Origin of the sequence: Metapseudomonas boanensis (genome assembly GCF_018704125.1) — a bacterium.
Taxonomy (GTDB): Bacteria; Pseudomonadota; Gammaproteobacteria; order Pseudomonadales; family Pseudomonadaceae; genus Metapseudomonas; species Metapseudomonas boanensis.
The window spans coordinates 109193-123660 of the sequence record NZ_JAGTIS010000012.1 but is presented as its reverse complement, the minus strand read 5'-3'; the positions used below and the strand labels follow the sequence as shown (position 1 = coordinate 123660).

12 protein-coding genes are annotated in these 14468 nt (G+C 62.1%); 7 read left to right on the top strand and 5 right to left on the bottom strand.

What is annotated here, in order from left to right; translation table 11 throughout:
- The first annotated feature begins 57 nt into the window (after positions 1 to 57).
- Both J7302_RS19970 and J7302_RS19965 read left to right on the top strand, forming a co-directional pair.
- Complete coding sequence (locus J7302_RS19970) at positions 58 to 1374, top strand: OprD family porin (RefSeq protein ID WP_215378685.1); 1317 nt, start codon at positions 58 to 60, stop codon at positions 1372 to 1374.
- A gap of 53 nt (positions 1375 to 1427) precedes the next feature.
- Positions 1428 to 2843 (top strand): amino acid permease, encoded by a 1416-nt coding sequence (locus J7302_RS19965; protein WP_215378683.1) that lies wholly within the window; start codon positions 1428 to 1430, stop codon positions 2841 to 2843.
- Between the two features lie 146 nt (positions 2844 to 2989).
- On the opposite strand, the gene J7302_RS19960 is transcribed toward J7302_RS19965, so the two are convergent.
- Positions 2990 to 4555, bottom strand: a complete 1566-nt coding sequence (locus J7302_RS19960; protein ID WP_215378681.1) for a methyl-accepting chemotaxis protein — start codon at positions 4553 to 4555, stop codon at positions 2990 to 2992.
- A gap of 248 nt (positions 4556 to 4803) precedes the next feature.
- Positions 4804 to 7494: an aconitate hydratase AcnA gene (gene acnA / locus J7302_RS19955; protein WP_215378679.1), complete on the bottom strand. Its 2691-nt coding sequence runs from the start codon at positions 7492 to 7494 to the stop codon at positions 4804 to 4806.
- Positions 7495 to 7716: 222 nt separating this feature from the next.
- Here acnA and rlmM point away from each other — a divergent pair, with 222 nt between their 5' ends.
- The gene (rlmM, locus tag J7302_RS19950) at positions 7717 to 8766 is read left to right on the top strand and encodes a 23S rRNA (cytidine(2498)-2'-O)-methyltransferase RlmM (RefSeq protein ID WP_215378676.1); all 1050 of its coding nucleotides are present in this window, start codon (positions 7717 to 7719) and stop codon (positions 8764 to 8766) included.
- 220 nt (positions 8767 to 8986) lie between these two features.
- Here the strand turns inward: rlmM and J7302_RS19945 are convergent, their stop codons facing one another.
- Positions 8987 to 9163: a hypothetical protein gene (locus J7302_RS19945; protein WP_215378674.1), complete on the bottom strand. Its 177-nt coding sequence runs from the start codon at positions 9161 to 9163 to the stop codon at positions 8987 to 8989.
- A gap of 149 nt (positions 9164 to 9312) precedes the next feature.
- Between J7302_RS19945 and tusA the strand changes: the two genes are divergently transcribed.
- Together tusA and J7302_RS19935 are read left to right on the top strand one after the other, a co-directional pair.
- Positions 9313 to 9552 (top strand): sulfurtransferase TusA, encoded by a 240-nt coding sequence (gene tusA, locus J7302_RS19940; protein WP_215378672.1) that lies wholly within the window; start codon positions 9313 to 9315, stop codon positions 9550 to 9552.
- Positions 9552 to 10007 (top strand): gamma-glutamylcyclotransferase family protein, encoded by a 456-nt coding sequence (locus J7302_RS19935; protein ID WP_215378670.1) that lies wholly within the window; start codon positions 9552 to 9554, stop codon positions 10005 to 10007. Before tusA ends, J7302_RS19935 begins: the two co-directional genes overlap by 1 nt.
- Before the next feature lie 30 nt (positions 10008 to 10037).
- Here J7302_RS19935 and J7302_RS19930 read toward each other — a convergent pair whose 3' ends face one another.
- Positions 10038 to 11441 (bottom strand): MATE family efflux transporter, encoded by a 1404-nt coding sequence (locus J7302_RS19930; RefSeq protein WP_215378668.1) that lies wholly within the window; start codon positions 11439 to 11441, stop codon positions 10038 to 10040.
- Positions 11442 to 11691: 250 nt separating this feature from the next.
- On the opposite strand from J7302_RS19930, the gene pdxB reads away from it, so the two are divergent.
- Positions 11692 to 12834: a 4-phosphoerythronate dehydrogenase PdxB gene (gene pdxB / locus J7302_RS19925; RefSeq protein ID WP_215378667.1), complete on the top strand. Its 1143-nt coding sequence runs from the start codon at positions 11692 to 11694 to the stop codon at positions 12832 to 12834.
- Positions 12835 to 12864: 30 nt separating this feature from the next.
- Here pdxB and J7302_RS19920 read toward each other — a convergent pair whose 3' ends face one another.
- Positions 12865 to 13041 (bottom strand): PA1571 family protein, encoded by a 177-nt coding sequence (locus tag J7302_RS19920; protein WP_215378665.1) that lies wholly within the window; start codon positions 13039 to 13041, stop codon positions 12865 to 12867.
- 189 nt (positions 13042 to 13230) lie between these two features.
- Between J7302_RS19920 and J7302_RS19915 the strand changes: the two genes are divergently transcribed.
- On the top strand, positions 13231 to 14352 hold the full coding sequence (locus tag J7302_RS19915; RefSeq protein WP_215378662.1) for an ATP-NAD kinase family protein: 1122 nt from the start codon (positions 13231 to 13233) through the stop codon (positions 14350 to 14352).
- The last annotated feature ends 116 nt before the right edge of the window (positions 14353 to 14468 follow it).

Sequence of the window (14468 nt, the reverse complement as noted above, 5' to 3'; positions counted from 1 at the left end):
CAGTACCCGGGGCGCTACGCGATGAAATGCCATAACCACAACAAGAAAGGAAAACCCATGAAGCTGAATATGTCTTCGGCGTGCCCACTCCTGCTGCTGGGCGCGTTCAGTCCGGGCTTGATGGCAGAGGAGGTTGCGGGCGGGCTCTTGGCCGACAGCAGCCTGGTGCTGACGCAGCGCAACTTCTACTTCCACCGTAACCTGCTGAACAATCCAGGCGGCCAGAACTACAGGGAAGAGTGGGCCCATGGCTTCCAGCTCGACTTCGCTTCGGGCTACACACCTGGCACCGTAGGGTTTGGTGTCGACGCCTATGCTCATTTGGGTCTCAAGCTCGACAGCGGCAAGGGGCGCACGGGTACGGACCTGCTGCCGGTAGGCTCCGATGGCCGTGCCGAGGACGAGTACTCCGAGGTAGGCGCCGCAGTGAAGGCGCGGGTATCACGCAGCGAGCTGAAATACGGCAACCTGATGCCCATGAATCCGGTGTTCGGCACTGGCGCTGCGCGCCTGTTCACGCCGACGGCCACCGGATTTCAGCTGAACAGTCGCGAAATCGATGACCTGTTGCTGGATGCTGGTCATTTCACTGCTGGCAACGACGGCAACTCCACCAACTTCGATGGCGCGCTCAAGGCCCTGTACGCGCAGGTCGAGACTGGTCATGTGGACTACGCCGGGGTGGCGTTCGCCCCCGCTGGGGGAACCAGCCTGAGCTTCTATGCCTCGCGTTTCGACGATATCTGGCGGCAGTACTACGTCAACGCAGGTCATGTCTTCCAGCTGGACGAGCTGCGTGCCCTGTCCTTCGACCTCAACCTCTACCGCACGCTCGATGAGGGGCAGCGGCGGGCAGGGGAAATCGACAACACCACTTGGTCGCTTTCCAGTCGTTACAGCCAGGGCCCGCACAGCTTGACCTTGGCTTACCAGCGCGTGCATGGCGACGAGCCATTCGACTACCTGGGCTTCGATCGTCAGCCCGGCACTTCGATCTATCTTGCCAACTCGGTGCAGGTTGTCGACTTCAACGCCCCCAACGAACGTTCCTGGCAGATGCGCTATGACCTCGACATGGCGGCATTCGGCGTGCCGGGGCTTAGTTTCATGACTCGTTACGTGAGTGGCGACCACATCGATGACAGCCATTACGACGGTGGTCCCAATGGCGCCTATGGCCGTTATGGTAGTGACGGCAAACGCTGGGAACGCGACATCGAGCTGCGCTACGTGGTCCAGGATGGGCCGGTCAAGGACCTGTCCGTGCGGCTGCGCCAAGCCAGCCTGCGCTCGTCGGCCGAACTGGCGCGGGCTGACACAGCGGACAACAACGAGGTCCGCGTCATCCTGGAATATCCGTTGAGCCTGCTGTAGCGCCCGGCTCGGATGCTTCTGCTTTCAATAATCACAAGACTCAGAGACAAGAAATGAACGAATCCAATGGTTTCCAGGCGATCGCCGGGCGTGAGAAGGGGCTGCGGCAGCAGTTGACCAGCGCCCAAATGAGCATGATCGCGATCGGCGGTGCCATCGGCACTGGTCTGTTCATGGGCAGCACCTTCGCCATCGGTTTCGCTGGCCCCAGCGTGCTCATCAGTTATGCCATCGGCGCCCTGATCACCTTGTTGCTGATGGGGTGCTTGGCTGAGATGACGGTTGCCCATCCGACTTCGGGGTCCTTCGGGGCCTATGCCGAGTTCTACGTCAGCCCGCTGGCAGGCTTCCTGGTGCGCTACGCATACTGGGCCGCGATCGTCCTGGCTGTGGGCACGGAGGTCACGGCAGTTGCCCTGTACATGAAATTCTGGTTTCCGCAGGTCGCAGAGTGGGTCTGGATCCTGTCGTTCTCTGCCGGTCTGGTGTTGATCAACGCGATCAGTGTGAAGACCTTCGGTCGCTTCGAATACTGGTTCTCGGCGATCAAGATCAGTGCCATCGTCGGATTCATCCTGCTTGGTGCGTACCTGGTCTTCGGAGTCAGCGGAAACGGCTACGGTGTGCATCTCTATAGTGCCCATGGTGGGTTCTTCCCCAATGGCATCCATGGCATGTGGATTGCCGTGATCGTCTCCATCTTCAGCTATCTGAGCGTCGAGATGATCGCGGTGGCGGCCGGTGAGGCCGAGGACCCGCAGCGCGCCGTGAAGCAGGCCTTCCGCGCGACCCTCGTGCGCCTAGTGGTGTTCTATCTGCTGACCCTGGCGCTGATCCTCGCCATTGTGCCCTGGAACACAGCGGGGACGGGCACCCAGAGCCCGTTCGTCACTGTGATGCAGGAAACTGGCATTCCCGGTGCAACAGGGCTGCTCAACTTCGTGATTCTGGTAGCGGCTGTCTCGGCCATGAATAGTCAGCTCTACACCACCACCCGGATGATGTTCAGCCTGTCCCGTGCTGGCCATGCGCCCAAGGCCATGGGGCGACTGAGCCAAAACGGCGTGCCGCTCAATGCCCTGATGCTGTCCTGTGTGGGCATTGCGCTGGCGACCCTGGTGAACCTGATCTATCCGAAAGAATCCTTCACACTGATGATGGCCGTCTCCATGTTCGGTGCGTTGTTCGCCTGGATGATGATCTTCCTGACCCACTATCGCTTCCGTCGCTACCACGAGCGCAATGGTGGTTTGCAGCTTTCGTTCCGGATGCGCCTGTTCCCCTGGACGACATTGCTGGGGCTGGGACTGATGCTGGCGATTCTGGTGACCACGGCATTCACCGAGGTATTCAGGATGACGCTGGTGTTCGGCGTGCCGTTTCTAGTGGTGCTAGTGGTGGCCTACCAGTTTGGACTGCGCAAGCGCTCAGCCGCGGGCGAGGTGGCACTGGAGCCGTCGTCGCGCTGACGCTTGTTCAGGTCTTGAGATAAAGCCATGGCCCCAGCAGGGGCCATGGCTTTTTGTTCTACGGAGAAGCCTGCGATGAGCCCACCAACAAAAACGCCATCGCCCCGAACCGGGGCGATGGCGTTTTTGCTGACGCATGGAAATGCTTAGCGGTTGAAACGATCCACCAGCGAATACTGTCCTTGAGCGGTATTGGTCAGCTCCTCGCTGAGCAGGGCCGTGCGCTGGGCTTCGCCCGAGGTCTGGTCGGCCAGGTGTGCGATGCTGCTGATGCTCTGGTTGATCTGCTCGGCCACTGCGCTCTGCTCCTCGGTAGCGGCGGCGATTTGATCGGCCATGTCGGCGATGTTGGCGACCGCATCGCTGATGCCAGCCAGTGCCTGGTCGGCCTGTTGCACTCGCTCGACGCCCTCGTCTGCCTGGCGACGACCGTTTTCCATGATGAGCACGGCTTCTTCGGCAGTCTTTTGCAGTTGTGCGATCAGCTGGTGGATCTGCCCGGTGGACTCCGCTGTGCGCTGTGCCAGCTGGCGTACTTCGTCAGCCACCACAGCAAAGCCGCGGCCCATTTCACCGGCCCGGGCGGCTTCGATCGCCGCGTTGAGCGCCAGCAGGTTGGTCTGATCGGCGATACCCTTGATCACGTCTACGACACCGCCGATTTCATTACTGTCCTGGGCCAGGCGGGTGACGGTCTCACCGGTTTCACCCACCGACTGCGACAGGCGCTGGATGGCTTCGCGGGTTTCAGCTGCAATGGTCCGGCCCTGGCTGGTCAGGCGGTTGGCTTCCTGGGTTGCATCGGCTGTGCGCTGCACATTGTTGGCGACTTCCTGGGTGGTGGCCGCCATCTGGTTCACGGCGGCGGCGACCTGCTCGGTTTCCACGCGCTGGCGCTCCAGCCCGTCGGAGCTGTTGTGCGCGAGGGTGTCGGCCTGGCGGGCCTGTTTGGTCAGGTGCTCGGCAGTATCCTGCAGGCGGGTCAGGCAGGTCTTCAGGCGAGCCTCCTGGCTGAGCATGGCCATCTCAAGACGGCCTTGTACGCCTCGGCTGTCGGTGTACATCTGAGCGATCAGCGGGTCAGAAGTGGCCTGCTCGGCGAGGTGGAGCAACCGTTTGATGCCCCGGTTCTGCCAAGCCAGGCCGATCAGACCCAGCGGTATCGAGAGGAGGGCTGCCGCCAGGAATCCCCAGTGGGAGTTGAGCCAGGCGCCAATCAGGAAACCGATCTGGCTGATCAGGATGAAGGGCAACCAATCCTGCAGGACCGGTAGCCACTGATCCCGTTTTGGAATGGGGGATTTGCCGGAGTTGATGCGTTGGTAGAGCGCCTCGGCACGGCGAATCTGCTCAGCCGTCGGCTTAACGCGCACGGACTCGAAGCCGGTGATCTGGCTGCCTTCAAAGATGGGGGTGACGTAGGCATTGACCCAGTAGTGGTCGCCATTCTTGCAGCGGTTCTTGACGACGCCCATCCACGGGCGGCCTTTCTTGAGCGTGGCCCACATATGGGCGAACACCGCCGGCGGCACATCGGGATGTCGCACCAGGTTATGGGGGGTGCGAATCAGCTCTTCTCGGTTGTAGCCGCTGATATCGATGAACGCGTCGTTGCAATAGGTGATGACGCCCCTGCTGTCTGTGGTGGAGATCAGACGCTGTTCAACGGGGAATATGCGCTCACGCTGGGTGATAGGTTGGTTGTTTCTCATGGTGTTCTTCCGGAAGGCCTGCTGCTTGTATCGGCATCCAGGCGCTAAGGTTGAGCCTTTTTTCGACGGTGCATTCTAAAGGGTTGGTTTCCCTGGGCGCGGTGCAATGAGCGTGGAGTGTCGTTGTCAGGCGGGTGCTGGCGTAGATGAATATCAGGGGCAGCAGTCTCGCGACGAGTGGGCTCTGTCAGAAAGCGTGGGGCGGTTCGGGGCTCGGACAAATGTGCCGAGCCCCGAACCGCAGCGGATCAAGCCGCCAGCATCTGCCGCAGCACGTAGTGCAAGATGCCGCCCGCCTTGAAGTACTCCACCTCGTTCAATGTGTCGATTCGGCAGAGTAGCTGGACCCTGTCCTGCGTGCCGTCCTCGCGAGTGATCTCCAGTGTCAGGGGCATGTGTGGCTTCAGGCTGGCGCCTGTCAGGCCAAGGATTGCCAAGGTCTCCCGGCCGGTCAGGCACAGCGTCGTGCGGTCATTATCTGCTTCGAACTGCAACGGTAGCACGCCCATTCCCACCAGGTTGGAGCGGTGGATTCGCTCGAAGCTCTCCGCGATCACAGCTTTGACGCCCAGCAGATTGGTGCCCTTGGCGGCCCAGTCACGAGAGGAGCCGGTGCCATATTCCTTGCCGGCCACAATCACCAGCGCAGTTCCCTCCGTCTGATAGCGCATGGCTGCGTCATAGATCGCCAGCTTCTCACCACTGGGAATGTGCAGGGTATTGCCACCTTCCTCGCCACCGAGCATTTCATTCCTGATGCGGATGTTGGCGAAGGTGCCGCGCATCATCACTTCATGGTTGCCGCGTCGTGAGCCGTAGGAGTTGAAATCCTTGGGCTCCACACCATGCTCTCGCAAGTAGCGACCAGCTGGGCTGTCGGCCTTGATGTTGCCGGCAGGGGAGATGTGATCGGTGGTGACCGAGTCGCCCAGCAGGGCGAGGATGCGCGCTTGACGCACATCCTCCACTTTGGGTGGGGCTTTGGAGATGTCCGCAAAGAATGGCGGGTGCTGGATATACGTGGAGTCTGTCTGCCACGCATAGGTGTCGGATTCCGGCACAAGGATGTTGCGCCACTGCTCATCGCCAGAGAACACTTCGGCGTATTCCCTGCGGAACATCGCAGTGTCGACTTTCTGGATCGCCTCGGCGATTTCCTTCTGGCTGGGCCAGATGTCCTTGAGGTACACCGGCTTGCCCTTCTGGTCCTGCCCCAGCGGCTCCTGGCTGATGTCCAGACGTACGGTGCCGGCCAGCGCATAGGCCACGACCAGCGGTGGGGATGCCAGCCAGTTGGCTTTGACCAGCGGATGGACGCGACCCTCGAAATTGCGGTTGCCCGAAAGCACCGAGGCGACCGTCAGGTCGGCCTGCTGGATTGCCTGCTCAATGGGCGCCAGCAGCGGTCCGGAGTTGCCGATGCAGGTGGTGCAGCCGTAACCCACCAGGTTGAAGCCGAGTTGGTCGAGGTAGGGCGTAAGACCGGCGGCCCTGAAGTATTCGGTCACCACCTTGGAGCCAGGGGCCAGCGAGCTCTTGACCCAGGGTCTGCGGGTCAGGCCCTTCTCCACGGCTTTCTTGGCGACCAGGCCGGCGGCCATCATCACGCTTGGGTTGGAGGTGTTGGTGCAAGAGGTGATGGCTGCGATGACCACGGCGCCGTTTTCCAGCGGATAGCGTTGACCGTCATCTTGCTCGACCAGCACGCTTGTGGCGGCAGGAGCACCCCCCGACTTGAGTTGCAGGCCGAGCAGGTCATCGAAGGCCTTCGGTACCTGCGGCAGCGGAACGCGGTCTTGGGGGCGCCTGGGGCCGGCGAGGCTGGCTTCGACACTGCCCAGGTCCAGCGCCAGGGTGTCGGTGAAGAATGGCTCATGGCCCGGCTCGCGCCACAGTCCCTGGGCTTTGCTGTATGCCTCGACCAGTTGCACCGTTTCTTCTGAGCGGCCGGACAGGCGAAGGTAACCCAGGGTGATGTCGTCAACAGGGAAGAAACCACAGGTGGCGCCATACTCCGGCGCCATGTTGGCAATCGTGGCCCGGTCGGCCAGTGGCAGGTCAGCGAGGCCGTCGCCATAGAACTCGACGAATTTCCCCACTACCCCCTTCTTGCGCAGCATCTGGGTGACGGTGAGGACCAGGTCGGTGGCGGTGATGCCCTCCTTCAACTTGCCGGTGAGCTTGAAGCCGATCACCTCCGGAATCAGCATCGACACCGGTTGGCCGAGCATTGCCGCTTCTGCTTCGATGCCGCCGACACCCCAGCCAAGCACGCCGAGGCCGTTGATCATGGTGGTGTGGGAGTCTGTACCGACTAGGGTGTCGGGGTAAGCCCAGGTCTGCTCGTCCTCTTCGCGGGTCCAGACGGTGCGGGCCAGGTATTCCAGGTTGACCTGGTGGCAGATGCCAGTGCCGGGCGGTACCACGCTGAAGTTGTTGAAGGCTCGCTGGCCCCATCGCAGGAAGGCATAGCGCTCGCCATTGCGCTGCATCTCGATCTCAACGTTCTCCTCGAAGGCAGCCGGTGTGGCGAAGCGGTCCACCATCACCGAATGGTCGATCACCAGATCCACCGGGGAGAGCGGGTTGATCCGTTGTGGATCACCGCCCGCGGCGGCCACAGCCGCGCGCATGGCGGCCAAGTCGACGACTGCCGGTACGCCGGTGAAATCCTGCATCAGCACCCGCGCCGGGCGGTACTGGATCTCGCGCTCCGAGTTGCGTGGACCAAGCCAGGCGGCCATGGCTTTCAGGTCGTCACTGGTGACGGTCTCGTCGTCCTCCCAGCGCAGCAGGTTCTCCAGCAGCACTTTCATCGACATCGGCAACTTGTCGATCTGGCCAAGGCGCTTGGCCGCCTCCGGCAGGCTGAAGTACTGGTAGGTCTTGCCTGCAACTTCAAGGCTGCGATGGCAATTCAGGCTATCTAGCGAAGGCATCGTAAATCTCCTCTGGGCCCACACAGCATGGGCCGGCTGCACGTGCGGAGCTTTACAAACTAGCTCTGCTTGGCGGGCCTCGCCATCTCAGCCGACCGAGAGGGTGGCCAGGGAGTTCCCGGTGCCCGCGCATTCGCAGGACTTTGAATGAAGGTTTTTGCTGATTGGGATGTGTGAAAACTGCCGCGGCGGCACTATAGTGCGCGCCCAGGAGGAGCCCCGATGAACACTTTGCTGTTGCACTGCCGCCCCGGTTTCGAAAGCGAGGTTTGTGCCGAGATTTCCGAGCAGGCCGCGCGTCTGGATGTGGCTGGCTATGCCAAGGCAAAACCGAACAGCGCTTATGCCGAGTTCATCTGCAGCGAGCCCGGCGGTGCCGAGCACCTGATGCGCCGTGTGCGCTTCAACCAACTGATATTCCCGCGCCAGTGGGCGCGAGGCGAATATGTCGAACTGCCGGAGAACGACCGCATCGGTGTGTTGCTTGAGAGCCTGGCCAATTATCCAGTGTGCGGCAGTCTCTGGCTGGAAGTGTTCGATACCAACGAAGGTAAGGAGCTCTCGAATTTCTGCCGCAAGTTCGAAAAGCCCCTGCGCACCGCCTTGATCAAGGCCAGCCGGTTGCAGGACGACCCGAAGAGGCCGCGCCTGCTGCTGACTTTTCGCAGTGGCCGTGAAGCGTTCGTCGGCGTAGCTGAATCGAACAACTCGGCGCTCTGGCCCATGGGCATTCCACGTTTGAAGTTCCCCCGCGAGGCACCTAGCCGCTCCACTCTCAAGCTAGAAGAAGCCTGGCACCATTTCATCCCGCGCGACCAGTGGGATCAGCGCCTGGCGCCCGGCATGACCGCCGTGGACCTGGGGGCTGCGCCGGGTGGTTGGACCTGGCAGCTGGTCAATCGGAACATCAAGGTCACCGCGGTCGACAACGGCCCCATGGCGGAAAACCTGATGTACTCCGGGCTGGTGGACCACCAGCGTGCTGACGGTTTTGCTTTCAAACCACGCCGGCCGGTGAATTGGATGGTCTGCGATATCGTCGAGAAACCTGCGCGTACCGCCGCGATGATCGAGACTTGGCTGGGAGAGGGCTGGTGCAAAGAGGCGGTGGTCAACCTCAAGTTGCCGATGAAGCAGCGCTATGCCGAAGTGCAACGCCTGCTCGCTCGCGTCGACGAGGGCCTCAAGGCTCGTGGCTTGAAAGTGTCCATCGCCTGCAAACAGCTCTATCACGACCGCGAGGAAGTCACCTGCCACCTGCGCAGGTTGTGATCTTATTCAAGGGGATTCCTTGTAGGGGCGAACTTATTGGCTATGTCTGGGTTAGCTGTTACTAGCAATCAATGGCCGGGCTGAGAGCGTTGTAGGAGTGAGCTTGCTCGCAAAAGGGGCCGGTTCGCGAGCAAGAACTCGGCGTCCCCCCGCTCCTACAAGGAATGCCGCCACTTGCAACACTCAACGCAGATAGAGCGAATTTATTCGCCCCTACGACTCAATTGGCCATCCGGCTCGCCCAATAGCTCTGCTTGTGCCCCCGATCCTGATACTCGGCGGCCAGCCGCTCGGCCTCGGCGCGGGTCAGGCTATCGCGCAGGATGAACTCGTTGCCGTTGTCGTCCAGGCGTTTGACGCACCAGCAGCGAGCGTCACGAGTCGCGGCATCAGCCATGGCGTCATTCTCCCCATGCGGAAGCACCATGCTGCGCTGGTGCGACAGGAATGGCCAGCGAGGTTGGCCGGATGTCGAACGGTACCCGGCAAGGCTGGGCGTGCTCGCCGCTTTGCGCGACAATGACAGCCAGTTTCTGGAGTCCCCCAATGTCCGATCAGCCTGAAGCCATTCTCGATGCCACCGGCCTCAACTGCCCCGAGCCGGTGATGATGTTGCACAACAAGGTACGTGACCTGCCGGCCGGTGGCTTGCTCAAGGTCATCGCCACCGACCCTTCCACTCGTCGCGATATCCCCAAGTTCTGCATGTTCCTTGGACATGAACTGCTCGAGCAGGCCGAAGAGTCAGGTACCTACCTCTACTGGATTCGCAAGAAGGCTGATTGATGCCGTTCTATTTTGCTTACGGATCCAACATGAACCCGGCGCGCATGCACACTCGTGGGTTGGTGTTCAGCGAGGCGTTGCCGGGGCGTCTGGAAGGCTATGTGCTGTGTTTCGACAAGCGAGCACATGATCGGCCCGGACGCTCCTACGCCAATATCCGTTACCAGCGCGGCGGCGTGGTGGAGGGTGTTCTCTATCGCCTGGAGCACCAGGACGAAATTTTCAAGATGGATCCCTTCGAAGGAACCCCGGTGTTCTACAGCCGCGAACGGATGCCGATCGTCACCACACTGGGCGTCCAGTCAGCCTGGGTCTATGTTGCCAACCCTGCCATGCGGGAAGCGGGGCTTTGGCCGACGCGGAGCTATCTCGAACACCTGTTGGCGGGGCGCGATTTCCTGAGTCCCGCATACTGGGAGTCGCTGGCCGCTGTGCCGGCTCACCCGGACGAGTAAGCATCAGTCGGGTTGCGGCCGCAGCCGGCATCACGTAGGTCCAAGCGACGTAGCGCGCCGAATGCGCGTGCGGGCGCTGCGCACCAGTCTCCAGCCCAGCAGAACCGCCGCGCAGGTCAGCCCGACCACCAGCCCCTGCCACAATCCTTTGGGCCCGCTCGGCTCGCCCAGCCAGTCGGACAGCCCGAGCGCATAACCAACCGGCAGGCCGATGCCCCAATAGGCGAACAGGGTAATGACCATGGTGGCGCGGGTGTCCTGATAGCCGCGTAGCGCACCTGCGGCGGTGACCTGAATGCCGTCAGAGAACTGGAACAGCGCCGAATAGACGATCAGCATCGCTGCCACGGCGATGACCTGCGGATCTGGCGAATACATCTTCGCGATCTCTTCGCGGAACAGCAGCATCAGACTGGCCGAGAGGCAGGAATAGGCCAGTGCTGTGGCAAGGCCGGTGCCGGCAGCAAAGCGTGCTGCGCGTGGTTCCCCCCGGCCCAAGGCTTGGCCGACCCGCACGGTGATAGCCATTGCCAGGGCATAGGGAATCATGAACATCAGCGCGCTGAAGTTGAGGGCAATCTGGTGCCCGGCCACTACTGTGGCCCCCAGGCCACCGATGAGCAGGGCGATCACGGCAAAGATGCTGGACTCGGCGAATACAGCGACGCCGATGGGCGTACCGATGCCTAGCAGCCGCTTGATCTCCGGCCACTTGGGCTTCTCGAAGTGGCTGAGCGGCCGGCTCGCTTTGTAGGCTGGCGCGTGGATGACCCAGACCAGCATGCCCAGGAGCATGAACCACATCACCGTGCCTGTTGCCCAGCCACAACCGACGCCACCCATGGCCGCGAAGCCGAGGTGGCCGTAGATCAGCACATAATTCAGCGGGATGTTCAGCAGCAGGCCGCAGAGTCCGAGAATCATGCTCGGACGGGTCCGGCCGAGGCCGTCGCTGTAGCAACGCAAGACATAATAGAAAGCCACGGCGGGCAGTCCGAAAGCGATGCCCTGCAGGTAGCCCATGCTTGGCGTGACCAGCGCGTCGTCCACCCCCATTAACACCAGTACCGGTCGAGCATTGAGCAGCAGTACAGAGCCGCAGATGCCGACCACCAGGGCCAGCCAAAGCGCTTGACGCACCAGCGGACCGATCTCGTCCTGCTGGCCAGCGCCGAACCGTTGGGCGACTTTCGCCGTGGTGGCGAGGAGGATGCCGGTCATCAGCAGGAACACAGGAATCCAGATCGAATTACCTAGCGCTACAGCGGCCAGGTCTCGCGGGCTGACACGTCCGGCCATCACAGCATCGACGAAGCCCATGGCGGAGTTGGAGAGCTGGGCGATCATGATCGGTAGGGCCAGCTTAAGAAGTGCCCGTACCTCGGCCAGGCTGCGGTCGAAACGGGATGACGAATGGGGCACGGATAGTTCCATATCAATCAGGCATCCACTGCACGTGGCAGGGGCGTCCATGTTGGGTGGCTGGCAATGGTCGGAAAGCTGCCTGGCTGCGACGGGCTCGCAGCGGTGCTCTGTCCCAGCCTTTGCAGGTAGGCTGCCGGCGGAACGGGACAGGGGAGGCTGAAGGACGGCTAGTCTACGCCCTGACGCCTTGGTCAGGAAAGGGGCAGCGCAGTGTCCCACGGGAACGCGTAGAATTGGCCAACCTTTGCTGGAGCCTGCCATGCGAATCGTCGCTGATGAAAACATTCCCCTGGTCGATGCCTTCTTTGCCGGCCAGGGCGAGATCCGCCGACTGCCTGGGCGTTCGATAGACGCCACCGTCCTGGCTGATACCGAAGTGCTGCTGGTGCGCTCGGTCACTCGGGTCGACCGGGCCTTGCTTGCCGGCAGTCCCGTGCGTTTCGTCGGTACTTGTACGATCGGCACCGATCATCTCGATCTCGACTACTTCCAGGAGGCCGGTATTGCCTGGTCCAGTGCTCCGGGCTGCAATGCCCGCGGGGTGGTGGACTATGTGCTTGGCAGCTTGCTGGCATTGGCCGAGGAGGTCGGCGTCGCACTCGCATCTCGCACCTACGGTGTGGTTGGCGCAGGCCAGGTGGGTGGGCGGCTGGTGGACGTTCTACGTGGGCTGGGATGGCGCGTGCTGGTTTGCGATCCGCCACGGCAGGCGATGGAAGGGGGCGACTATGTGGATCTTGCGACCATCCTTCGGGAATGCGACACCATCAGCTTGCACACACCTTTGAGCCACGCTGGCGAACACCCGACACATCACCTTCTGAACGAAGCGCGCCTGGCCGAGCTGCAGTCCGGCGCTTGGCTGATCAATGCCAGCCGCGGTGGTGTGGTGGACAACCAGGCGTTGCGCGCTGTCCTCGCTCGTCGTAACGACCTTCGGGCAGTGCTGGATGTATGGGAGGGGGAGCCTCAGGCAGACGTCGAGTTGGCTGGGCTGTGCCGCATCGCCACGCCGCACATTGCGGGATACAGCCTGGATGGCAAGCTGCGCGGCACGGCGCAGATCTACCAGGCCTATTGCCGAACGCAGGGCTTGCCCGAAACGGTAGTGCTGGATGAGCTGTTGCCAGCCCCATGGCTGGAGGAGCTCACCCTGGATACAAACTGTGACCCGGACTGGGCGCTGGCTACCCTGTGCCGGGCGGTCTACGACCCGCGCCGCGACGATGCCGACTTCCGCCGCAGCCTGCTGGGTGATGACACCCAGCGCCGCGCGGCCTTCGACGGACTGCGCAAGCATTACCCGGTTCGTCGCGAGATCGACGGGCTGCGAGTCAGGTTATTGGGCGAGGCGCCTGGATTGGCGAGCTTGGTCCGGGCGCTCGGCGCAACCTTGGTATAGCGAGCCCCGGGATATCCGGCGCGGCGCTCATCAGGTGGGCCGATTATCCTTGTTCAGCTGCCTTTGTAGTTCCTGGCAGGCACGCTGGATCATGGATTCGGTAATCGGTATCTCGCGCCCCTGGGCGTCGATGATGGCGCCGCCTATTGGCTGGCGTGGCTGAAGCGGAACGACGCGACGGTCGGATGTGCTGTTTGGCAAGCTCATGGCCTGTCTCCTCATCAGTGTGTGCGCAGTCTAGGTCCGCAAGATGAATACGCAGTGACAGTAGGTGGCAGTTTAGCGCCATAAAAAAAGAAGGACCGTTCACAACAGGCTGTCATTTAGCCGCAGCCTGGTTGTCGGTCCTCATGGGTGGACCCCGTTTGCGGGGCACGAGTTCAGATCGAGGTAGGCATGTCCACATTCCATATGGGCCTGATCATCAACCCCTTGGCCGGGCTGGGGGGGATGGTGGCGCTCAAGGGCAGCGACGGCGTCGCCGCAGAGGCCCTGGCCAGAGGCGCTGAGCCACGCGCGGAGATGCGCACGCGACAGGCGCTGGAGTGCCTGCAGCCACTCGTCGGGCGGATCGAGTTCCTGACCTTCCCAGGTCCCATGGGCGCTGATCTTCTGGAGGAAATGGGCTTCGCTCACCGGGTCCTGGGTCACTTGGAAAACCAGGTGACCAGCGCACAAGACACCCGACATGCGGTCGACGCGCTGCAGCAGTCTGGCGTGGCCTTGATCCTCTTTGCTGGTGGCGATGGTACGGCGCGAGATGTCTGCTCGGTCGTGCGTGCGGACCAGCCAGTGCTGGGCATCCCGGCAGGGGTGAAGATCCATTCCGGTGTCTATGCCATCAGTCCGCGCGCAGCCGGTGAGTTGGTGAGACGCCTGGTAGAGGGTGGCCTGGTGCGCCTGGCCAGTGGCGAGGTCCGCGACCTGGACGAGGCCGCCTTACGCGATGGACGCGTGGCAGCACGCTGGTATGGCGAGTTGACCGTGCCGGAGGAAGGCCACTTCATGCAGCACGTCAAACAAGCGGGCATGGAGTCCGAAGAATTGGTGCTGGTGGACCTTGCGGACTGGCTCTCGGACAGCTGGGAGGAGGGCGTCCGCTACATCTTCGGTCCCGGTTCGACCTTGCATGGTCTGGCGGCAAACCTGGGGATGGAGACCACGCTGCTCGGAGTGGATGTGATCCAGGATGGTCGCGTGATTGCACGGGACGTGTCTGAGCAGCAGCTCTTCGATCTGGTTGACCGCCATCCAGCGAGGTTACTGGTCACTGCGATCGGCGGGCAGGGGCACATCATCGGGCGCGGCAACCAGCAGATCAGTCCTCGCGTATTGCGGGCCCTTGGCCTGGACAATCTTCGGGTCGTGGCTACCAAGCGCAAGCTCGGCACCCTGGAGGGTCGGCCATTGTTGGTGGACAGTGGCGATCCTGAGCTGGACTCGGCCTTCCCGGACGCCGTCCGGGTCTGGGCGGGCTACAAAGAAGAGCTGCTCTACCCGCTTGGCTGGGGCGACTGACGTCCCGCCACGACTGTTGTTGTGGAAATGGCTACTATCGAAAGCGCCAGTGTGTTGTGGTGACCGCTGACACCGACCTACGTGCGCTTGAATCCTTTCGACTGGCTGACCGAGAC